This window comes from Pseudomonas sp. WMBT8, from assembly GCF_050916005.1.
Taxonomy (GTDB): Bacteria; Pseudomonadota; Gammaproteobacteria; order Pseudomonadales; family Pseudomonadaceae; genus Aquipseudomonas.
This window is the reverse complement of the sequence record NZ_CP188096.1, coordinates 3,870,533-3,894,868: the sequence shown is the minus strand read 5'-3', so window position 1 is coordinate 3,894,868 and position 24,336 is coordinate 3,870,533. Positions and strand designations below refer to the sequence as shown.

Sequence of the window (24,336 nt, the reverse complement as noted above, 5' to 3'; positions counted from 1 at the left end):
CCCCTGTGCAGGGGCGGCGTTGGGTTCAGTTGGTCACGGCTTCGTTTTGCGGCAGTTGCTGCAGCAGGTCATGGAGCCAGTCCGGGTGTTTCAGGATGTCGTAGTGACCAGCGGCAATCAGTTCGTCGCTCAGTGCACCAGGCACTGGGCTGATGAAGTCTGCTTGCGGCGTGCTGGCCCACCAACAATGAGGACGGCAGCCGGTATCTGGCAGGACCTGCAATTGTTCGGACAACGCCTTGAGTTTCATCGCCACGATAAACGTATGGGCCAATTCTTCGGTGCTGATGCTGCTGTATGCCGAGTCGCCAGCGACATTGCTTTGCACCGATGCGATCAACTGTTCCAGGCGCGCAATGTCGCTGCCCGCCGGAATTTCAATCGCCGGCAAACGCCCGACAGCCACATCGAAGATGACTGCGAGGAAACCGCGCAAGTCATCGCTCCAGTCGTCCTCAGGCTGCGCCTGTTCTGCAGTTGGGGTGAAGGCATCGACCAACCCCACGAACTCCACGACTTGGCCCTGGCTTTCCAGCTCCTGCGCCACCAGTAACGCCAATGGGCCACCGAGGGACCAGCCCAACAGGTGGTATGGGCCATCGGCCTGTTTCTGCCGGATGTACTGGGCGTAGTCGATGGCCATGGCCTGCAAGGATTCATCTTCCCAATCGCGGTCCAGCAGCATTCGGCACTGCAGGCCATAGACACTGCGCTGGCCGTCCAGACGCCGGGCCAGGGGCTCGTAGTCGAACACCGTGCCGAAACCGGCGTGCAGGCAGAACAGCGGCGCAGCATTGGCCACACGATTGTTGAGCAGCAACAGCGGGTCGAGGTTCTGCTCGCTCGGGGTGTAGCCCGACAGTTCGGCAATGGTCGGTTTGCCCATCATGTCGCGTAGCTTGAGGCTCAGCCCCAGTTCCGGTTGACTACGCACTTTGGACAACACTTTAAGCACTCGTAGCGAGTCGCCGCCCAGCTCGAAGAAGTTGTCGGTGACCCCGACTTGCTCTACCTCCAACACCTCTTGCCAGATCGCTGCCAAGGCTTTTTCCAGCGCGTTGCGCGGGGCGATGAACTGGCGTCCCTTGAAGTCCGGGTCGGGCAGGGCCTGGCGATCTAGTTTGCCGTTCGGGTTGAGTGGCAAGCGCTCCAGCACGAGGATTTGCACAGGCACCATATAGTCCGGCAGATCCTGTTGCAGTTCGCCACGCAGGCGCTCACCGAGGCCGGCCACGTCGCTGGCGACCACGTAGCCGATCAGTTGTTTGCCACCGGCAGTTTCCCGGGCAACCACTACAGCGTCCTGAACATCGGAAAGTTCGCGTAGACGTGCTTCGATCTCTCCCAGTTCAATGCGGAAACCACGGATTTTTACCTGATTGTCCAAGCGCCCGAGGTAATCAATCACCCCGTCCGCACGCTGGCGCACCAGGTCGCCTGTGCGGTACAGGCGTGCGCCGGTACTGGAAAACGGGTCGGCGACAAAACGCTCGGCGCTCAATCCGGGTCGCTGGTGATAACCGCGCGCCACACCTTCGCCGCCGATATACAGCTCACCGGCCACACCCTCTGGCACAACATTGAGGGCATCATCCAGCACGTAGAGAGTACGTTCGCCGACACGCTCGCCGATCGGCGCATAAACCGCGCCACACACGGCGTCTACCGGGACTTTCCACAGCAGTGGGGTCACCACGGTTTCAGTTGGCCCATAACCGTTGGTCAAGTACTGCGGTTTGAGGGCGCGCTTGACCAGTTCGAAGTTGGCGTCGGCCACTGCATCACCGCCAAAGCAATAGATGCGTACCGGTGGTGGCGCCTGGTCCTGAGTCTGGGCGAACTCGGCGAGTTGCTGCAGATAGGCCGGCGGGAAGCAGGCGATGCTGATGGCGTGCTGATGCAACGCCTGCCAGGTTTCTTCCGCAGTCCATAGGCGATTGTCGCGTACCACCAGGCGAGCACCGCTGGCCAACGTCGACAGCCAGCGCTCCTGGGCACCGTCGAAGGCAAACGACATAAACAGTAACTCGCGGGTGCTGGCGTCCATGTCGTAGCGCCGGGCGATGGCCTGGCAATGCATGCGGATCTGCCCATGGCTGACTGCTACGCCCTTGGGTTTGCCAGTGGAACCGGAGGTGTAGATCAGATAGGCAAGGTTGTCATCCAGTACAGCGCTGGTAGGGCAATGGTCGGGCTGACTGTCCAGGCTCAGGCCGTCGAGCGCGATCAGTGCCGGCGCCCACGGTTGATTGAAGCGCGAATGCAGGCTTTCGTGGGTAATCAGCAAACTCATGGCCGAGTCTTCGACGATCCACTGCACGCGCTCCTGGGGATAGTCGATGTCCAGCGGCACATAGGCACCTCCGGTTTTCATGACCGCGTAGAACGCCACGATGACGTCAACTGAGCGCTCCAAGGCAATCCCGACAAAACTTTCCGGGCCTATTCCTTGGGCGATCAGGTAATGGGCCAGGCGGTTGGCGCGGGACTCCAGTTGCCCATAGGTCAACTGAGCTTCGGCACATACCACTGCGACGGCGTCTGGTGTGGCTGCTGCGTGGCTTCGGATGACCTCGGCCAGCAACGGCGCCGTTTCCTGCAAAGGGGTCAGTATGTTGCGTTGGTTGAGGCGTTGCTGCTCGTTGTTGCTGAGCATGGCCAGGCTGCCGAGGGTTGCGTCGGGGTTGTCGAGCATGGCGCACAGCAAGGTTTCGAAGCTAGTGCGGATTTGTTCGGTCGCTTCTGGGGTGAAGCGGTTGCGCAGGTACATGAACTCGATGGTTAGGGTATTACCGAGGTTGATGGCCAGGTCCATTGCAAAGTTAGTGACGTCACGGGTGCTGATTTCGCCGAAACGTAATTGGTTGTGCTCTGCCTCTTGCAGGCGTTCATCCACCGGATAGTTCTCGAACACGACAATGCTGTCGAAGAGTGGCGTTCCACCTTGACCCGACCAGCGCTGAACGTCGGCGAGGGAGGCGTGTTCGTGGTCGCGTATTTCCAAGTTGTAGTTTTGCAATGCTTGTAGCCACTGTCGCGCAGAGGCTTGTGGGTCTGGAGTTTGAATGATGGGAAGGGTGTTGATGAACAGCCCGAGCATTTCATCAGCGCCGGGCAGGCTTGCTGGCCTACCGGCGACGGTGGCGCCAAAACAGACGGTGGCTTGCCCGGTATAGCGCTGCAAGAGCATCAGCCACGTAGCCTGGATCAGCGTGTTGGGCGTAACGCGCAGGCGCTGCGCGCACTCACGCAGATACTGGGTTCGATCCGCATTCCAAATCATGTATAGCGCTGCATGACCTTGGAGATCTGATGGCGCACGCGGGACGATGCTGTTTGCCAGATTCGTCGAACCACTGAACCCTTCCAGCTTGCCTCTCCAGAAAGTTTCCAGATCAATCAGGGACTGATTTCTCAGCCACTGGATGTAATCGCGGTAACTGCCTCGCTTAGCCGCCGGAGTCTGGCCATTGTAGATTTGGAACACTTCACCCAGCAGTCGCGAACTACTCCAGCCGTCCATCAGAATATGATGGCTGGTCCAGATAAGATGCATTCGCTGTTCATCGAGCTTGATCAATGTCAGCCTGACCAGCGGTGCGTGTAATAAATCAAAGCCTTTGTCTAGGTCATCCTTGGCTAACTGTTCAAGGTCTTGCGGCGTGACGGCTCGATTCTGCCAATCAATGATCTGAACGGGCAATCGGGCCTTGCGGTAGACAATTTGCAGCGGTTCAGCCAGATCGCTGGAGGACCAGAAACCCGTTCGCAGGATCTCATGGTGCTGGATCACGCGGTTCCAGGCGCTGATGAAACGGCTACTGTCCAGGCCTTCAACGGGTACCGACATCTGGTTGATGTAAAGCGCAACCTCTGCAGACTCTTGCGTATGGAACAAAATCCCTTGTTGCATGGGAGAGAGGGGATAGATGTCCTCGACGTCTTGCGAGGCTACAGGAAGCGTATTCAGGTGCTGCTGACTGAGTGCGGCGAGTGCGAAGTCTGATGGTGTGACGCCCGAATAGTGGCCATCGCAGCAGTGCTCAATGAGGGCTTTAAGCTCGTTGGCGTATTCATCCGCCAGGTGCTGAATAGTGCTTTCCTTGAACATCTGGGCGCTAAAGCCCCAGTTAAGACTTAATTCACCGCCATACACTTGGCCGTTGATGCTCAACCAGTTGTCCAGAGGGGCCTGCGGACTGCGTTCGGCACCAGCGCTGTCATCGCACGGTGCGAAAAGCGCGTCTTTAGCATGGTCAAAACTGCTGTCGAACTGACCCAAGTAGTTGAAGGTGAGTCGCGGAACGGGCAGTGCACTCAGTGTTTGGCGTGAATGGTCATCGCCCAGATAACGTAGTGTGGCGTAGCCAATACCCTTGTCAGGAATGCGGCGTAACTGTTCTTTGACATGGGTAATTGACTCTCCCAAATCGCTGGTCGTAGAGAGTTTTACCGGGAAAACACTGGTGAACCAGCCGACAGTACGGGTCAAGTCGACATCTTCAAACAGATCTTCACGACCATGGCCTTCGAGTTGGATCACGCAGTCGGGACGCGCGGTCCATCGTGCAATGACGCGGGCGAGCGCTGTAAGTAACAGATCATTGATCTGAGTCCGATATGCAGCCGGGGCATCTTGCAGCAATTGACGGGTGAGTCGAGCGTCCAATCGTGTTTGTACACCACGGCCATGAGAACGCTCCAGGCTACCGGCACTATCATCGCAGGGTAGGGCGACGAAGGCGTCACGCAATTGTTCCTGCCAGTAGGGCAGTTGCTGACGTAAGGCATCGCTATGGGCATGATTGCTTAGTCGCTCGCCCCAGGTTTGCACCGAGCTGGTTTTGTTGGGTAATGTCAGTGATCGTGCGGCTTGCAATTGTTGGTAGATGGTTTGCAGATCCTCGAACAGGATGCGCCAGGAAACACCGTCAATCACTAAGTGATGAACTGCCAACAGCAAACGTTGACCGCCATCGTCCAGATCAATTAAAAGCGCGCGCAGCATAGGACCATTGGCCAGGTTCAGGCTACGCTGCGCGTCGGTGCACAGCCGAGCAATCTCATCGGCATCGTGGGCGGTAATCTGTTGAACGACGGCCGGAACTTCGCCACTGGCTTGGAAACTTGCCTGCCAGCCATGGTCGCTTTCCCGGAAGATCAGTCGCAATGCATCGTGATGCTGGATCAGAGCGTGCAAGGCGTGCTCCAGTAAACCAGCCTGAAGTGTTGTGCTCGGTTTGAGCAGCACGGACTGGTTCCAATGATGGCGCTCCGGTATCTCGGTCTCGAAGAACATATGTTGAATTGGTAACAGTAGTGCTGTTCCGCTGACGGCTCCTTGGTCGACTGATACAGCCTGTGTGCCAGCCTTTGCTACCCTAGCCAAACCCTCGATGGTCTGATGCTGGAATAGTTCTTTTGGGGTAAAACCAATTCCTGCCTGGCGGGCACGACTGACTACCTGAATGGAAATGATCGAGTCTCCGCCTAGCTCGAAGAAGTTATCGTTTATGCCGATCTTTGCGAGCTTGAGGACATCTTGCCAAATGGCAGCGATGCGTTGCTCCATCTCGTTTTGCGGTGCGATGTAGGTTTGTTGCAGCAGGCGGGTATCTGGTGAGGGCAGGGCGTTACGGTCGAGTTTACCGTTGGCGGTCAGCGGCAAGTGCGGCAGGAACAGCAGGTGGCTTGGCACCATGTAATCGGGCAGGTGCTCTTTCAGATGCGCCTTGATGATTTCACGCATACTGTCTTCAGTTGTGATTTGGCCGGGGACGATATAGGCAACGAGTTGCGCCTGGCCGCTCTTGCCCTTTTGTGCCAAGACGACGACTTGGCGTACAGCCTCCAGGTTCGACAGGACGGCTTCGATTTCTCCCAGCTCAATACGGAATCCGCGAATCTTTACCTGATGGTCGATGCGCCCGATGTATTCGATTACCCCGTCGGTTCGATAGCGGGCCAGGTCTCCGGTGCGGTAAAGGCGTGCGCCGTTTTGGGAAAACGGGTCTGCGATAAAGCGGGTTGCGCTCAGGTCTGTTCGGTTGAGGTAACCACGTGCCAAACCTGCGCCGCCTACATACAGCTCTCCGACGCACCCTTGGGCTACAAGATTGAGGTCGGCGTCCAGCAAATACCATGATAAATCATTCAGTGGCCGCCCGATTGGGCTGGTGGCGTCGCTCGATAGGTCGGCCAGGCTGATCGGTCGGTAGGTCACATGTACCGTGGTTTCGGTAATGCCATACATGTTGATCAATTGCGGTGAGCTATCGCCGAACTGCTCGAACCAAGGACGTAGGCTCTGGATCTCCAAGGACTCACCACCAAATATGACGTAGCGCAGTGCCAGCTTTTTGTCTGAGTGCGGCGTTGCACAGACGCTGTGCATGAGTTGCTTGAACGCCGAAGGTGTCTGGTTAAGTACGCTCACCTGCTGTTCGCACAACAATGTGTAGAAGTCTTCCGGTGAGCGGCTGACTTCATGGGGCACGATAACCAGTCGGCCTCCGTACAATAGAGCGCCAAAAATCTCCCACACCGAAAAATCGAAGGCGTAGGAGTGAAAAAGGCTCCATACGTCCTGTGCGTCGAAGGAAAACTCTTTCTCGCAGGCGCTGAAGAGTCGCAGAACATTCTGATGGGTAAGTAGCGCGCCCTTTGGGTGACCAGTCGACCCCGAGGTGTAGATGACGTAAGCGAGACTCTCTGCCTCTACCGGGATCCGTGGGTTCTCCACGCTGTAGTGGTTTTGCTTGTCGGACTCCAGCAGCAGGATGCGGACATTGGACGTCACGGGTATCTGTTCAATCAGAGAGGCCTGCATAAGTATTAGTGTCAGGCCACTATCTTGGATCATGTAGGCGAGCCGATCATTCGGATAGGCCGGATCTAGAGGCACATAGGCACCGCCTGCCTTGAGAATCGCCAGCAAACCTATGACCATATCCAGGCTTCTTTCGCTAGCCAGTCCCACCATGACTTCGGGACCGACACCCTGCTCGATCAGTTGATGGGCCAACTGATTCGCGCGTGTGTTGAGTTGTTCGTAACTTAACTGGTGTGTGCCCAGCGTCAGTGCTATGGCGTGCGGCGCACGTGTGGCGTGACCTTCGATGAGCTGATGCAGACAGCCAGCCTCAGGATATTGCGTGACACGTGGGTTCCATTCTTCAAGCGTCTGCTGCAGCTCGTCAGCACTGTGTAGTGCCAACTCAGCGATACGCTGTTGGGGCGATTTGATAATACTCTGCAACAACGTTTGCCAGTGTTTGACCATACGTTCGATGGTTGCCCGCTCAAACAGGTCAGTGGCGTAAGTCAGGGCAGCGGAAAAACCATTAACTGACTCGAAGGTATTGAGGGTCAGATCAAACTGTGCAGTCCGGGTCTCCCATTTCAGACTCTCAACGGAGAGTTTCGTCAGGTGTTCCTTGGATGGTTGTCCGCTGTTCTGATGATTGAACAGTACCTGGAATAGTGGGCTGTGACTCAGGGTGCGTTCCGGGCGCAGTGCCTCGACCAAGTGCTCGAAAGGCAGGTCCTGATGCGCTTGTGCCTGCAATGCCGTGTGCTTGACATGTTGCAAAAACTTACTGAATGGTAATTGACCATTCACATTGGCTTTAAGTACTTGAGTATTGACGAAGAAACCGATGAGTCCTTCAGTTTCCAGGCGATTGCGGTTGGCGATAGGCACTCCGACACATATCTCGGTTTGTCGGCTATAGCGATGCAGCAGCGCCTGGAACGAGGCTAACAGCAGCATGAACGGTGTCACGTTTAATTGCTGGGCGAGCTGCTTGAGCGACAGGCTCAGTGAGTTGGATAAGGAGAACTCCACCTTCGCGCCACGAAAGCTCTGTTCCAGCGGGCGTGGACGGTCCAGAGGCAGTTCCAGGAGTGTTTGTTCGCCTCCTAGTTGTTGCGACCAATATGCGAGTTGACGCTCGCGTTCACCAGCCTCCATCCACTGGCGCTGCCAGATCGCGTAGTCGGCGTACTGCACTGGCAATGCTGGCAACGCAACATTCACTCCCTGGCTCTGGCCGGTGTATAGCTCAATCAGCTCACGCACCATGACTTGCATAGACCAGGCGTCGGAAACGATATGGTGTTGAACGATAACCAGCACGTGGTCGTCCGTAGCCAGTTGCAGCAGTTTCACTCGCAGGAGAGGACCTGATTGTAGGTCAAACAATTCTGCAGTCTGCGTTTCAACATACTTCTTGATCGCTTGTTCTAGCTCATCGGCAGGTGCCAGCGTGTCCAGGGTTATGGTCAAAGGTGTCGCCTGAGCGATGACTTGGACGGCCTGTTCGCCTTCAAGGAGAAAATGGGTGCGCAAGGTCTCATGACGTTCGATCAGCGAGCTGAAACTACGCTCCAGAGCCGGGACGTCGAGATCACCTTTCAGGCGCAGGGCTGCCGGAATATGGTAGGCAGCACTATCAGGTGCCAGTTGCCAAAGGAACCACTGACGTTCCTGAGCATATGACAATGGCAGGGAGGTACTGCGTTCTTGTGCTACCAGCGGGACATGCATACTAGAAGATGTCTCAAAAGCTTGCACGAACGCCCGCAGTTCACTGTGTTCAAACAGGCTTTTCAGGGCGACATCGCACTTGAGAGCCTGCCGGACCCGCGATATCACCTGAGTCGCCAGTAAAGAGTGGCCGCCTAGTTCGAAGAAGTCATCCGTCATACCGACCTGATCGATCTTCAGCACTTCTGCCCAGATATTGGCCACCGTGCGCTCGATATCATTTTGCGGCGCAATGTAAGTTTTGCGCAGTTGATCGGCATCCGGGCGAGGTAGGGCTTTGCGATCAAGCTTGCCGTTGGGAGTCAGTGGCAGTGCGGGTAAAAACATCCAGTGAGGCGGGACCATATAGTCCGCCAGGCTCTGTTTGAGATGCAGCTTGAGGATTTGGCGCAGTTCGCTTTCAACCCGTAGTGAATGGAGGACGAGGTAAGCTACCAGTTGTGCCCCTCCCGGACCTTCTTGTGCCAGTACAGTGGCTTCGCGTACGTCTGGATGCTCAAGTAATCTCGCTTCGATCTCACCCAATTCAATTCGAAAGCCGCGAATTTTCACCTGATGATCGAGGCGGCTGATGTATTCAACTACACCGTCGTTACGGTAGCGGGTCAGGTCACCGGTGCGATACAGGCGTGCTCCCGGAGCCCCAAATGGATTAGGCACGAAACGTTCTGCAGTCAGCGCCGGTCGCTGGAAGTAGCCGCGAGCCAGGCCTTCTCCGCCGATCAACAGCTCGGCGCCTACGCCTATAGGTACCGCACACAGGTCATCATCCAGCAAAAACAGTGTGGTATTTGCAATTGGACGGCCGAGGTAAGGTTGGGTATGTGTGCGATCCAGAGCGTGGAGAGCGGACCAGATGGTAGTTTCCGTGGGGCCGTAAAGGTTCCAGACCTGATCCGACAACACGAGCATACGTTGCGCGAGTTCTTCAGGCAGCGCTTCGCCCCCGCAGAACAGCTTGCAGCCCTGCAGCACCAGACTGTCGGGGCTGTCGAGCAGCATTCGCCATGTGGAGGGGGTGGCTTGCAGAACCGTTATCTCTTCTTCATACACCAGCTTGAGTAACGAGTCAGGGTCTTGATTGATCGCCTGGCCGGTCAATGTCACGAGGGCGCCAACGGAGAGCGGCACATAGATTTCCAGGCCAAAAATATCAAACGAGAATGTTGTCAGCGACAAGACTCGGTCCTGACTGGAAACCCCGGGTAATCGCGTCATGCTGGTGACGAAGTTGCTCAAGGCGCCGTGGGACACCATCACGCCTTTTGGCTTGCCCGTCGAGCCAGAGGTGTAGATTACGTAAGCCAAATGCTCCGCAAAGAGGGGTTGTCGTGGATTGACGTCGGGATAATGCTCCAGCCAGTTGTGTGCTTGATCCAGATTCAACGCCTGAACACTATTGGGAACAGGCATCCGGGGTAGCACGAAACTCTGGGTCAGCAGCAAGGCGATCCCACTGTCCTGCATCATGTAGGCTAGGCGGTCTTCGGGATAGCTAGGATCAAGTGGCACATATGCACCGCCGGCCTTAAGCACAGCCAGCAACCCGATAATCATCTCCACGCTGCGCTCGAGGGCGATGCCTACCAGTACGTCTGGGCCTACTCCCAGTTCGATCAATTTGCCTGCCAGGCGGTTGGCACGGCTGTTGAGCTGTTGGTAGGTCAGTCGTTGCTCTGCGAATACCAATGCAATGGAGTCGGGTGAGAATTCGGCCTGGTTTTCGATTAGCTGGTGCACCCGCAGTTCGCGGGGGTAGTCAACGGTACTGCTGTTCCACTCCTCAAGTATTAGCTGCTGTTGCGCAGTGTCGAGCAATGGCAGCTGAGCGACAGATTGCAGGGGGTTGGCCACGACCGCTGTCAGCAGGCATTGCCAGTGGCAGCTCATGCGTTCGATAGTGGCGGGTTCGAATAAGTCGGTGGCGTAAGTGAAGGCGCCGCAGAACCCTTGTGGGGTTTCTAGCACAGTCAAGGTCAGGTCAAATTGTGCGGTCGAGTTTTCCCAGCTCAGTCCTTCCATCATCAAGCCGGAAAGTTGACGGCTGCGCTCATCATGATCGGCGACGCTAGCCTTCTGATGGTTGAACATCACCTGAAACAGCGGGCTATGGCTCAGGCTGCGCTCTGGATGCAGCGCCTCGACGAGTTGTTCGAAGGGCAACTCCTGGTAGGCCTGGGCGTCAAGGGATGTTTGTTTGACCTGGGCAAGCAATTCGCTGAAGGGGCCTAGGGGTGAGATGTCCGCCTTGAGCACCTGAGTATTGACGAAAAAGCCGATCAGCCCCTCGTTCTCGACCCGGTTTCGATTGGCGGTTGGAACCCCCACCCGGATGTCCGTTTGTCGGCTGTAACGATGAAGCAAAGCCTGAAACGAGGCTAGTAGAACCATGAACGGAGTGACATTGTGCTGTTGAGCCAATTGTTTGATGCCTGTTCCCAGTGCATCGCTCAGCTCAAATGAACACTGTGCCCCACGAAAACTCTGCACCGCCGGCCGCGGATAGTCCGTCGGCAATTCCAGCACCGGCTGCTCGCCGCCCAATTGCTTGTTCCAGTACGCCAGTTGCCGCTCACGCTCGCCCGCTTCCATCCAGTGCCGTTGCCAGATGGCGTAGTCGGCATACTGGATCTGCAACGGCGCCAAGGTGATGTCCTGTCCCCGGACGAAGGCGCCGTAAGCCTGCACCAGTTCGCTGACCATGATTTGCATGGAGGCGCCATCGGAGACAATGTGGTGTTGGGTCAGTACCAGTACGTGGTCGTCGTTGGCCAGGTGTAGCAACTTGACTCGCAGCAGTGGGCCGTTGTGCAGGTCGAAGGGTTGTTGGGTTTCGTGTTCGACGAAGTCTTTGATCTGCTGTTGTTGTTCGCTTTCACTCAGGTGTGCGTCTAGGCGGACTAGTTCCACCGCGAGGGGCATGTGAGGGGCGATGACTTGCACCGCGCGCTCATCGATTTGCTGGAAGGTGGTGCGCAGGCTTTCATGGCGTGCCACCAGGGTGTTGAACGCGTGTTCCAGTGCTGGCACGTCCAACGCGCCGCGCAGACGCAGGGCGGTGGGGATGTGGTAGGCGGCGCTGGTGGGATCCAACTGCCAGAGGAACCATTGGCGCTCCTGGGCAAACGACAGCGGGATGAGCTCGAACTCACTGCGCACTTCGGGGATCGGCAGGTTGGCGGGCGAGACGCCTTCGGCCAGCATTTTTTCCAGGTACAGCGTGCGCTTGTCCAGGGGCAGGGTGATGAAACGCTTGGCGATTCGGGTGGCGACGCTCTTGTCCATTACAGTTGCTCCATATCGTCAAGCAGCGCTTCGAGCTTGCTCAATTTTTCGGTATCGAATTGCCCACCGCTGCTTTGCAGTTCACTGACGAAAGCGCCCAGGGTGGGGAATTGAAAGAGTTGTTGTGGGGTCAGTTGCATGCCCAACTCCAGTTGGGCGCGTGAGACCACGCGCACCACCAGCAGGGAATGCCCGCCGAGTTCAAAGAAGTTGTCATCCAGGCCTACGCGCTCCAGTTCCAGGACTTGTTGCCAGATATCCGCCATCTGTTGTTGCAACGGGGTCTGGGGGGCGACAAAGGCGCGTTGCGACTGGACGGCCTCAGGCATAGGCAAGGCTTTGCGATCCAGTTTGCCGTTGGGCGTCAGCGGCAGTTGATCGAGGAACACCAGGTGCGCAGGGACCATGTAGGCCGGCAGGTTTTCCTGGAGCCTGGCCTTGATCAGCGGGCGCAGTTGGTCCTGGGATGCTGCGTCTGGGAGCGATTGACGGGTAACCACGTACGCCACCAGCTGTTGGCCGTCGAGGTGTTCCTGGGTCAGCACCACTGCTTCGCGTACGTCGGGGTGTTGTAGCAGGCGGCTTTCGATTTCGCCCAGCTCGATGCGGAATCCGCGGATTTTCACCTGGTGGTCGATACGCCCGATGTATTCAATCACCCCATCCTGGCGATAGCGGGTCAGGTCACTGGTGCGGTAGAGCCGCTCGCCACTTGTCGAGAACGGGTTGGGCACGAATTTTTCAGCGGTCAGCGCCGCCCGGCCCAGATAACCTCGGGTTATGCCGGCGCCGGCCAGATACAGCTCGGCCGCAACGCCCAGGGGAGCCGGTTGCAGGTCCTGGGTGAGCAGATAGCTAGCGGTATTGCCGACCGGGCGGCCGATATTGGCCGAGCCTGCGACTTCGCGGCGGGTCCAGGTGGAGTAGGTGGTGTCCTCCGAGGGGCCGTACAGGTCGTAGATGTGGGTGACGCTGGTCTGTTCGTAGAGCGTATCCACCAGGGCCTGTTTCAGTGGTTCGCCGGCGAGGTTGATGATGCGTACGCTGTCTGGAATCTGCGCGGCACGTTGCAAGGCGTTGATAGCAGAAGGCACGGTATTGATCAGGCGCACCTGATCGCGTGCTGGCAGGGTTGGCAGTTCCAGGGCATTGCGCGCCAGAACGATATGGCCACCGCAGGCCAGGGTCACGAACAGCTCCCACACCGACAGGTCGAAACAGATCGAGGTCGAGGCCAGTACCCCTTGCAAGTCTTCGCGTGAATACACCTGAGCAGACCAGCGAACCAGGGCGCAAACGTTGCGATGGGCAATGGCCACGCCTTTGGGCAGGCCAGTGGAACCCGAGGTATAGATCACGTAGGCCAGGTTATCGGGGGTTACCGTAGTGATAGGCGGCTGCTCGCTGTAACCGGCCAGCCAGGCGTCACCGGGCTCGATCGTCAGCACTTGAGTGGTCGCGTGGGCGCGCAATTCGTCCGGCAATTGTTGGCCAACCAGCAGCAGGTGCGCGCGGCTGTCGTCGAGCATGTAAGCCACGCGGTCGGCCGGGTAGTCGGGGTCCAGCGGCACATAAGTGCCACCGGCCTTGAGTACTGCCAGCAATGCGATCAGCAGGTCGCCGGTACGTGGCATGGCTACGCCGACCCGCACTTCCGGGCCGACCCCAAGCTCAATCAACTTGTGGGCGAGGCGGTTGGCACGTTGGTCCAATTGCTGGTAGCTCAGGCGTTGCTCACCGTCGATCAGTGCCAACTGCCCGGGGGTTTCCTGGGTCTGGCGATTGATCAGGTGGTGAATGCACTGTTCATCGGCAACCGACAGTGGAGCGCTGTTCCATGTGTTGAGGATCAAGGCTTGTTCGGACTTGTCCAGCAGGTTTAGCGAGCCCAGCGCACGGTCGGCGCTGTCCATCAAACCGTTCAACAGTTGATCCATGTGCCGGGCGATCTGCTCGATCAGCGCATCGCTGAAATTCGCCCGCACGTAGCGGTACTGCAGGGTCAGGCTGGCACCCAGGCCAACGCTCAGGGTCAGTGGATAGTTGGTCTGCTCCTGGCTATGCACCGGACCAAAACGCAAGCCTTGCGGTGCGCCTTGTTCCAGTGCTTCGGAGATCGGGTAGTTCTCGAACACCAGGATGTTGTCGAACAGGCTTTCGCCGCCCACTCCTGCCTGGCGCTGGGTTTCGAACAGTGGTGTGTGTTCGTGCTCACGCAAGGACAGGTTCTGTGCCTGGACCTGCTGTAGCCACTGCGCAACGCTTTGCTCTGGGCGCGGGCTGGCCGCCACGGGCAGGGTATTGATGAACAGGCCGATCTGTTGCTCGACGCCATTGAGCTGTGCCGGGCGCCCGGCCACGGTGGCACCGAAGCACACCGTGGTTTGGCCGGTGTAACGCTGCAACAAGAGTAGCCACGCCGCTTGCACCAGGGTGTTGGTGGTCACTTTCTGTTGGCGGGCAAAGGTGTTGAGGCGCTCGGTAGTGGCGGGGTCAATGACCTTGCGGTATTCGCCATGGCCATCTCCAGGTACTAGCGTCACGCTTTGGCCGAGCAGGGTTGGCGACTCCAGGCCGCGCAATTGCTCTTGCCAGAAGCGCTGGCTGGCGGCGCTGTCCTGCTGCTGCAACCAGGCGATATAGTCGCGATAGCGCCCGGTATTGGCGGTTACGGCTTGCCCACTGTAATGCTGCAACACCTGGCCCATGAGCTGGGAGTTGCTCCAGCCGTCCATCAGGATGTGATGACCGGTGTAGATCAGGTGATAGCGCTCGGCGCCGGTCTGTACCAGGGCCAGGCGCAACAACGGTGCTTGATCCAGCACGAACGGCCGCTGCAGTTCAGTCAGGGCCAGCGCGTCAAGTTGCTGTGCATCGTGGCTGCCCAGGGCGTATACGCTGAACGGCACCTGCGCTTGCTTGAGTACCCACTGCAATGGTTGCTCCAGCCCTTGCCAGACAAAACCTGTGCGCAGGATTTCGTGATTGTCCATCGCTGCTTGCCAGGCCTGCTGGAAACGCTGCGGGTCAAGCCCGTCGATATCCACGCGCAATTGGTTGATGTAATTGCCGGTCCCTTGTTCATACAAGGTATGGAACAACATACCCTGCTGCATCGGCGACAATGGGTAGAGGTCGGCGATCTGTGCGGCAGGTATGGGCAAGCGATCCAGCTGTGCCTGACCAATAGCGGCCAGAGGCACATCCGAGGGCGTCAGGCCGCGGTGGGCCGGATCAAGGCAATGGGCGATGAGGGCGGCAAGCTCTTCGGCGTATTCATCAGCCAGGTGCTGGATGGTGGCCTCGTCGAACATCTCACGGCTGAACAGCCAGTTCAGGCTCAACTCGCCAGCGTAGATCTGGCCGTTGAGCGTCAACCAGTTGCCCAGCGGCGCGTCCGGGCTTTGCTCGGCACCCGTACCTTCGCTGGCCGGGCAGAACAGGGCCTGTGCATCGGCGCTGAAGCTGCCATCGAACTGGCCCAGGTAGTTGAAGGTAATGCGCGGTTCAGGCAGGGCCGCCAAGGTTTCGCAGGCCCGGGCATCGCCCAGGTAGCGCAAGGCACCGAAGCCGATTCCTTTGTTGGGGATGGCCCGCAGTTGTTCCTTGATCTGCTTGATCGACGCACCCAGGTCATTGGCAACAGGCGTCAGTGCCACCGGGAACAGGCTGGTGAACCAGCCTACGGTGCGTGTCAGGTCCACGGGTTCGAACAGCTCTTCACGGCCATGGCCTTCAAGCTGGATCAAGCACTGTGGGTGGTGGGTCCAGCGACTGATCACCCGTGCCAGCGCTGTCAGCAGCAGGTCATTGATCTGGGTGCGGTAGGCGGCGGGAGCTTCTTGCAGCAACTGCCGGGTAAGGGCCTTGTCCAGCCGGGTATTGACGCTATGGCCGTGACGGTTTTCCAGGCTGGCATCGCAGCGAGCACCAGGCAGCTTGCCCTGGGCATCTTTCAACTGGGACTGCCAGTACGCGAGCTCTCCCGCCAGGCCACCCTGGGTGGCATGGCGTTGCAGATGCTCGGCCCAGGTTTTGCCTGAGTCTGTTTTTGCCGGCAGGCTGATGATCTGCCCCGCTAAGGCTTGCTGGTAAGCGGTCTGCAAGTCTTCAAACAGGATGCGCCACGACACGCCATCAATCACCAGGTGGTGGGCCGCCAGCAGCAGGCGCTGGATGTTATCGGCCAGGGTCACCAGCACCGCTCGCAGCAGGGGGCCCTGGGCCAGGTCGAGACTGGCCTGGGCCTGGTTGCCCAACTCTTCCAGCTCCGTGGTGGAGAGGGCGCAGGCTTGTTGCAGGGCCGGAGCCTGTTGCCAGTCCTGCTGCTGTTGCGCCACCGAGCGATAGTTGGCCTGCCAGCCTGCAGTGTTTTCGCTGAAGCTCAGGCGCAAACCGTCATGATGGAGGATCAGGGCCTGCAGCGCCTGCTCGAGCGCATCGGCCTGCAACGGTGCCTGGGCCGATAGTAGTACTGCCTGGTTCCAATGGTGACGCTCGGGGATCGCCTGCTGGAAAAACGCCTGCTGTACCGGCAGTAGAGAGGTCGGCCCCGTGAGCGGTTGTTGATCGATTTCCTGCGCGGGCGTACCGGTGCGGGCCAGGATGGCCAGTTGTTGTACGGTCTGGGCTTCGAACAGTTCCTTGGGGCTGAATTGAATCCCGGCCTGGCGCGCGCGACTGACTACCTGGATGGAGATGATCGAATCGCCGCCCAGTTCGAAGAAGTTATCGGTCAGGCCGACGTTCTGTACCTTCAGTACGTCTTGCCAGATATTGGCGATTTGCTGTTCCAACTCGCTCTGCGGGGCAACGTACCGGACCTGCACCTGGCTGGCATCTGGTGCCGGCAGGGCCTTGCGGTCCAGCTTGCCGTTGGGACTCAGCGGCAGGGCATCGAGGAACACCCAGAGTGCCGGGACCATGTAGTCCGGCAGGTGCTCCTTGAGGGTGTTCTTGAGGGTCTCGCGCAGTGCTTCGTTGGCGTTGGCGCTTGGCACCACGTAGCCGACCAGTTGCAGGCCGCGACCGCTGTCCACAGCCAGCACGGCGGCCTCACGAACTTCGGCCTGCTCCAGCAGGCGTGCCTCGATTTCTCCCAGCTCAATGCGCAGACCACGAATTTTCACTTGATGGTCGACACGGCCGATGTACTCGATCACGCCATCGGCTCGCTGCCGCGCCAGGTCGCCGGTGCGATACAGGCGCTGGCCTTTGGTAAAGGGGCTGGCAACAAAGCGCTCGGCAGTCATGCCCGCACGGCGGTGGTAACCACGGGCCAAGCCTTCACCGCCCAGGTATAACTCGCCCACCAATCCCACCGGTAATGGGGCCAGATCGCTATTGAGAACGAACGTGCTGAGGTTGGCGATGGGCTGGCCGATCGGTACGGTGTGAGCCTGCTCCTCGCGGCAGGTCCAGTGGGTGACGTCGATGGCAGCTTCAGTGGGGCCATACAAGTTGTATAGGCTGGCACCCGGCAGGCGGGCGAACACCTGTTGTTGCGTATCCACCTGCAAGGCCTCGCCGCTGCAGATAATCCGGGTCAGGCCGGTGCAACGCTCACTGCTATCGTCTTGCAGGAAGGCTTGCAGCATCGACGGTACGAAATGCAGGGTCGTCACCTGGTGCTCGGTGATCAATTGCACCAGTTTTTGCGGGTCACGATGATCCCCAGGACCCGCCACGACAAGGCGGGCACCTGTCATCAAGGGCCAGAAAAACTCCCACACCGATACATCAAAGCTAAACGGGGTTTTTTGCAACACGGTGTCGTCGCCGCTTAACCCATAGGCTTGCTGCATCCAGCACAGACGGTTGGTCAGGGCACTGTGGCGGTTGCCGGCACCTTTGGGTTTGCCGGTAGAGCCCGAGGTGTAGATCACGTAGGCGAGGTTTTCCGCTGCCACGCTAATAGCTGGGTTGGTGTCCGGCAAGGCATCCAATGCCAGGGTATCCAGGCACAACGTATGGAGTGTTGCTGGCAGTGGCAGGGTGCTGAGCAGCGATTGCTGGGTCAGCAGCAGGTCGATACCACTGTCGTCGATCATGTAGGCCAGGCGATCAGTCGGATACTCAGGATCCAGCGGCACATAGGCCCCGCCCGCCTTGAGGATGGCGAGCAAACCAACGACCATTTCCACGCTGCGTTCCAGCGCAATCCCCACCAGCCGGTCCGGGCCTACGCCCAGAGCGATCAGATGATGGGCCAGTTGGTTGGCCCGGGCGTTGAGTTGGGCGTAGCTGAGACGAACATCTGCAAATATCAGGGCCGCTGCGTCGGGAGTCTGCTCGACCTGGTGTTCGATCAGCGCCTGTACCGGCCGCTCCAACGGGTAGTGCCTGGCAGTATCGTTCCAGCGATGCACAACCTGCGCGCGCTCGCTGTCGTCCAGCAAGTTTAGCTCGCCGATGGCTCGGTCCGGCCGTTCGGTGAGGCGCAACAGCAGGTTGTGCAGGTGCTGCGCCATCCGTTCGATCACGGCTTCGCTGAAGGCGTCGTGGGCGAAGCTGTAGTGCAGTGACAGGGTTTCCCCGGCATTCAGGGCCAGAGTCAGCGGGTAGTTGGTCTGTTCGTAGGTGTCGACGTTGCCAAACTCCAGGCCTTTGGGGGCCTGTTGTTCAAGAGCGTCGGCGATCGGGTAGTTTTCGAACACCAACAGCGTGTCGAATAACGCTTCGCCGTTGTGCCCGGCCCAGCGTTGAATATCGGCCAGCGAGGTATGTTCGTGTTCGCGCAACGACAGGTTCTGCGTTTGCACGGCCTGTAGCCATTGATCGACCCGGGTTTGCGGGTTGACCGTGGCAATCACCGGCAGGGTATTGATGAACAGTCCGACTTGCTGCTCGATACCGGCGATATCTGTCGGGCGCCCGGCGACGGTGGCGCCGAAGCACAGGCTGTCCTGTCCAGTGTAGTGATGCAACAGAAGCAGCCAGGCGCCTTGCAGCAGAGTGTTGAGGGTGACTTTCTGGCGACGGGCAAACTCGTTGAAGTAACGGGTCTCGACGATACCGAAGTGCTGGTAATGATTACCGTGGCCGGTGGCGGTGGTAGGTACGCTGACCAGGCTGCTGGCAAGGCGGGTGGGTTCTTGCAGTGTCGCCAGTTGGGCTGCCCACCAGGTTTGGCTGGCGCTGCTGTCCTGGCGTTGCAGCCAGGCGATGTAGTCGCGGTAGCGCCCCATTCTGGCCGGCAAGGTCTGGCCGGCGTAGCGTTGGAGGATCTCGCCCATGAGTTGGGAGTTGCTCCAGCCGTCCATCAGGATGTGGTGTACGGTGTAGATCAGGTGGTGTTGGGCTTCCCCGGTCTGAATCACCTGCACGTCCAGTAGCGGCGCACGAGCCAGGTCGAAGCGCTGTTGCAAACGCTCCCAGGCCAGTTTATCCAGTGCTGGTTGCAGGTCTGCGTGTTGCTGCCAGTCGTGGCAGACCATGGGCAGTGTCAATTGCTTATGGACCACTTGTACCGGTTGTTGCAGTTCACCTTGCCAGATGAACGAGGTACGCAGGATATCGTGGGCGTCCATCGCCTGTTGCCAGGCATCACGCAAGCCTTGCGGGTCGAGGCCGGTAACGTTCAGGCGCATCTGGTTGACGTAGGCGCCAACGTTTTGCTCGTAGAGCGAATGGAACAGCATGCCTTGCTGCATCGGCGCCAGCGGGTAGATGTCGTCGATCTGTGTGACGGCTATTGGCAGTGCGTCCAGTTGCGCTTGGTCGAGGTGGGCGAGGGGGAAGTCCGAAGGCGTTACACCACGGTTATGTGGGTCGCAGCAATGCTCGATCAGTTGTGTCAGCTCCTCGGCGTATTCATCGGCCAGGGCTTGCATGCGTGCGGGCTCGAACATCTGCGCACTAAAGGTCCACACCAGGCTCAGTTCGCCGTCGTACACCTGGCCGTTGAGGGTCAACCAGTTACTCAGCGGTGCCTCGGCGCTGTGTTCAGCACCGCTGCTTTCAGGAGCTGGAGCAAAGAGGGCGTCGTCGTTGGCGTTGAAGCTGGTGTCGAACTGGCCCAGGTAGTTGAAGGTGATGCGTGGCACTGGCAGCGCCTGTAACACTTGCCGCGTCTCGGGGGTGCCCAGGTAGCGCAGGACGCCGAAGTCCAGGCCCTTGTTCGGGATGCTGCGCAATTGCTCCTTGATCTGTTTGATCGTGGTGCCGTGGTCGGACTGGGGCGTCAAGCGCACCGGGTACACCGTGGTAAACCAGCCCACGGTGCGGGTCAGGTCGATGTCGTCGAACAAGGTTTCGCGGCCATGGCCTTCGAGTTGGATCAGCACCTGTGGCTGGGCGGTCCAGCGGCTGATGACCCGTGCCAGTGCAGCGAGCAACAGATCGTTGATCTGTGTGCGGTAGGCGCTCGGGGCATCTTGCAGCAGACGTCGGGTCAGATCCTGATTGAGATGGGTATTGACGGTCTGACTGTCTGCTTTCTTCAGGCTGGCGTCAGCGCGTATCACTGGCAGTTCGGCGCAGCCGTCTGCCAGTTGTTGCCAATAGGCGATCTGTCCTTGTAGTTCGGCACTTTGACCGTAGTCCAGCAGACGCTGGCCCCAGGCTTTATAGGCGCTGGTTTTCTCCGGTAAGGAGAAACCTTCACCCGCTTGCACCTGACGATAGGCCATCTGCAAATCCTCAAACAAAATCCGCCACGACACGCCGTCCACCACCAGGTGATGAATAGCCAGCAGCAAACGCTGGCTACCGTCCCCCAGGCTGACCAGCACCGCTCTAAGCAACGGCCCGTCTTGCAGGTTGAGGCTGCGTTGGGCTTCGTCGCCCACCGAGTGCAACTGTGTGGCGTCGTCGATGCGGGTTTGCCATAGCACCGAGGCTGTGCTCGGGCGGTATTCGGCGTGCCAGCCGTGTTCAGCCTGGGTGAAATTCAGGCGCAGGGCGTCGTGGTGGTGGATCAGGGCGTTGAGGGTCTGTTCCAGCAGGTGCGGGTCCAGGGGGGTGGCGGGTTTGAGCAGGACCGACTGGTTCCAGTGGTGACGCTCGGGGATGTCGGTGTCGAAGAACAGGTGTTGGATCGGCAGCAGCGGGGCTGGGCCTGTGACCGGGCCCTGGTCGATTGCGAGGCCCTGGCCGTGGTTTTTTGCCACGCTGGCCAGGCCCTGGATGGTCTGGTGCTGGAACAGGTCCTTGGGGGTGAAGTGGATACCGGCCTGGCGCGCGCGGCTGACGACCTGGATGGAGATGATCGAGTCGCCGCCCAGTTCGAAGAAGTTGTCGTTCAGGCCGATTTTTTCCAGCTTGAGTACGTCTTGCCAGATGCTGGCGATACGCTGTTGCACTTCGTTCTGCGGGGCTACGTAGGCGTGCAGGGCCTGGCTCGCGTTGGGGGCGGGCAGGGCCTTGCGGTCGAGTTTGCCGTTGGGGGTCAAGGGCAGTTGCGCGAGGATCAGCAGGTGGCCGGGGACCATGTAGTCCGGCAGGTGTTCGCCGAGGTGGGCCTTGAGGGTCTCGCGCAAGGCGTCCTGGCGGGCAGTGTCCGTTGCCAGCGCTGTCGGCACCACGTAGCCCACTAACTGCGCGCCGCCCAGGGTTGGGTGGGCGATGACCACGGCTTCGCGCACCGCCTCGTGTTGCAGCAGTTGCGCTTCAATTTCCCCCAGTTCGATACGCAGGCCGCGGATTTTGACCTGATGGTCGATGCGCCCGATGTAGTCGATGACCCCATCGGCGCGGTAGCGGGTCAGGTCGCCGCTGCGATACAGGCGCGCGCCGTTGCCTGCGAACGGATCGGGAATAAAGCGTTCGGCGGTCAGCCCCGGGCGCTGGTGGTAGCCCTGCGCCAGGGAGTCGCCGCCGATCAGCAGTTCGGCGCTGGTGCCCATGGGGCACAGTTGCAGGTCGTGGTCCAGCAGGTAGGTGCGCACGTTGGCGATGGGGCGGCCGATAGGGGCAATGGCACCCTCGGGCAAACTCTGGACATCAAAGAAGGTGCTGTCGATGGTGGCTTCGGTTGGGCCGTAAAGGTTGCACAGGCGGCCGTTCCAGCGTTCGCGCAGTTGTGCGACCAGCGGGGTGCCGAGGGCTTCGCCGCCGAGCAGCAGCAGGCGCAGGGATTGCATCTGTGCGCCCTGTTCATCGGCGAGCAAGGCTTGCAGCAGGGAAGGCGCCATTTGCAGCACGCTGATGCGCTGGGCGGCTACTTGCGACCACAGCACTGACAGGTCTTCGGCCAGCTCGCTGGAAGCCAGGACCAACTGCGCACCGTTGAGCAATGGCAGCCAGAACTCCCACACCGAGGCGTCGAAGCTAAAGGCGGTTTTTTGCAAGACCCGGTCCGCAGCGCTCAGGCCCAGTTCGCCCTGCATCCACAGCATATGGTTGGTCAGGGCGCCATGACGCACTTGCACGCCCTTGGGCTGCCCGGTGGAGCCGGAGGTGTAGATCATGTAGGCCAGGTTGTCGGCGCTGACCGTTACCTGGGGGTTGGCGCTGTCATAGCCTTCCAGCCAGTCGCTGTCCTGGTCCAGGCTCAGGGACGGCAGGCTGTCAGGGGCGGGCAATGCCAGGCTGCTTTGGCTCAGCAGCAGGCCGATGCCGCTGTCGTTGATCATGTAGGCCAGGCGTTCGGCGGGGTAGGCCGGGTCCAGCGGCACATAGGCGCCGCCGGCCTTGAGCACGGCCAGCAGGGCGATGACCATCTCCAGGCTGCGTTCAAGGCCAAGGCCCACGCAGACGTTGGGGCCGACGCCCAGTTCCAGTAGCTTGTGGGCCAGTTGGTTGGCGCGGCGATTGAGCTGGTCCAGGGTCAGTTGCTGGTCGCCGAACACCACGGCGACAGCCTGTGGCTGGCGTTCGGCTTGCTTGGCGACCAACACGTGCACAGGCGCTGCGTCGGGGTAGTCGACGGCCGTGGCATTGCACTGCGCCAATTGCTGCCCGCGCTCTTGGTCGCTGAGCATCGGCAGTTCGCCGATCAGGGCATGGGGCTGCTCGATCATGCCCTGCAACAGGTTCTGCCAGTGCCCGGCCAGGGTGGCGACGGTCGCCGGACGCAAGCAAGCGGCGTCGTATTCAAAATGCGCGGTGATCTGCTGCTGGCTGTATTCCACGTCCAGCGACAGGTCGAACTTGGCCTGCAGCGGGTGGCTGTCCATAAACCTCAGCTCCAGCGGGCCCAGGTGCAGGGCCTCTTCCTGCGCGGCGCCGACGCGCCAGTTGAACAGGGTCTGGAACAGCGGGTTGGCCTGGGGGCTGCGTTGCAGGTGCAGGTCTTCGAGGATCAGCTCGATGGGGTAGTCGGCATGTTCCAGGGCGGCCAGGGACTGCTGGCGCAGGCCCTGGAGGAACGCGCTGCAGGTTTGCTCGGGCGCCAGCCGCGCGCGATACACCTGGCTGCTGACAAAAAAGCCCACCAGGTCCTGGATCTGCGCCTGGTTACGGGTGGCGTTGGGCACGCCGACGGTGAAATCGACCTGGCCGCTGTAGCGCCCCAACAGCAACTGCCAGGCACCCAGGAGCACCACGAAAGGCGTCAGGCCCTGTTGCTGGCAAAAGGTCTGGAGGCGCTCGCTCAGGTGGGCGGGCAACGCGTGCCGATGATGGCCGGCACCGGCGGGCTTTTCCAGGCGCTCGCGAGGCAGCTCCAGGGTGGGGATTTCGTCGCCCAGGCAGGCTTTCCAATACTGCGCGGCTGCGCTGTGTTGCGGCGTCTGCGGGTAGTCCTGGCGCTGCCATTGGGCGTAGTCGGCGTACTGGATGGCCGGGCGCGGCAGGGCCTGGCCCGGTTGGCCGAGGGCGCTGGCCAGGTCGTGGATCAGGATCGGGTTGGACCAGGCGTCCGAGACAATGTGGTGCATGTTGAGCAGCAGCACGTAGTCCTGCTCGGCCCGTTTGAGCAGGCTGCTGCGAATCAGCGGCGCCTGGCGCAGGTCGAAGGGTTGGGTGGCGTGCTGGCGGATACGCTGTTGCAGCAGCAGGTCGCGCTGCTGGCTGTCCAGGGCGCTCAGGTCCTCTTCCAGCAGGGTCAGCCGCGCATCATGCTCGATGACTTGCAGCGGCGTGCCGTCGGTGTCGCGAAAGGCGGTGCGCAGGATATCGTGGCGGTCGATCACCCGGTTCAGCGCTGCTTCCAGGGCGCGCGCGTCTACCGGGCCCTTGAGGGCAATCGCCCGTGGCAGGTTGTAAGCATGGCTCTGGGGATCGAACTGTTGCAGGAACCACAGGCGCTGCTGGGCGAACGACAGCGGTACCGGGTCATGCCCGGCGAGGCTCTGGATGGACTGCCCGGCGCCGGCTTCATCGGCCAGCAACAGGGCCAGCAGGTCGTCGTCGGGAAGTTGGTTCAATTGGTTCATGATCGATCTCGTCGCCGTCGGCAGAGGAAATAAGCTGTGTCAGGAAGACGAAGTTCGATCGATCAGATTTAGGCGCAATAGCCGGCGGGAGGCGTTGTAGGAGCCGGCTTGCCGGCGATGAGGCTCGTGGCTTCATCGCATGCCTTGAGGCAGCCATCGCCGGCACGCCGGCTCCTGGGGGAGGGA

2 protein-coding genes are annotated in these 24,336 nt (G+C 59.8%); both read right to left on the bottom strand.

What is annotated here, in order from left to right:
• Positions 1–25: 25 nt before the first annotated feature.
• Complete coding sequence (locus ACO77H_RS17620) at positions 26–11,833, bottom strand: amino acid adenylation domain-containing protein (RefSeq protein ID WP_432754371.1); 11,808 nt, start codon at positions 11,831–11,833, stop codon at positions 26–28.
• On the bottom strand, positions 11,833–24,150 hold the full coding sequence (locus ACO77H_RS17615; RefSeq protein WP_432754370.1) for a non-ribosomal peptide synthase/polyketide synthase: 12,318 nt from the start codon (positions 24,148–24,150) through the stop codon (positions 11,833–11,835). The genes ACO77H_RS17620 and ACO77H_RS17615 overlap by 1 nt, the downstream gene beginning before the upstream one ends.
• Positions 24,151–24,336: the final 186 nt, after the last annotated feature.

What these genes read in the sequence shown, in the direction of transcription:
- ACO77H_RS17615 (WP_432754370.1), bottom strand. Translation starts at nt 24,150, where the DNA reads ATGAACCAATTGAACCAACTTCCCGACGACGACCTGCTGGCCCTGTTG.
- ACO77H_RS17620 (WP_432754371.1), bottom strand. Translation starts at nt 11,833, where the DNA reads ATGGACAAGAGCGTCGCCACCCGAATCGCCAAGCGTTTCATCACCCTG.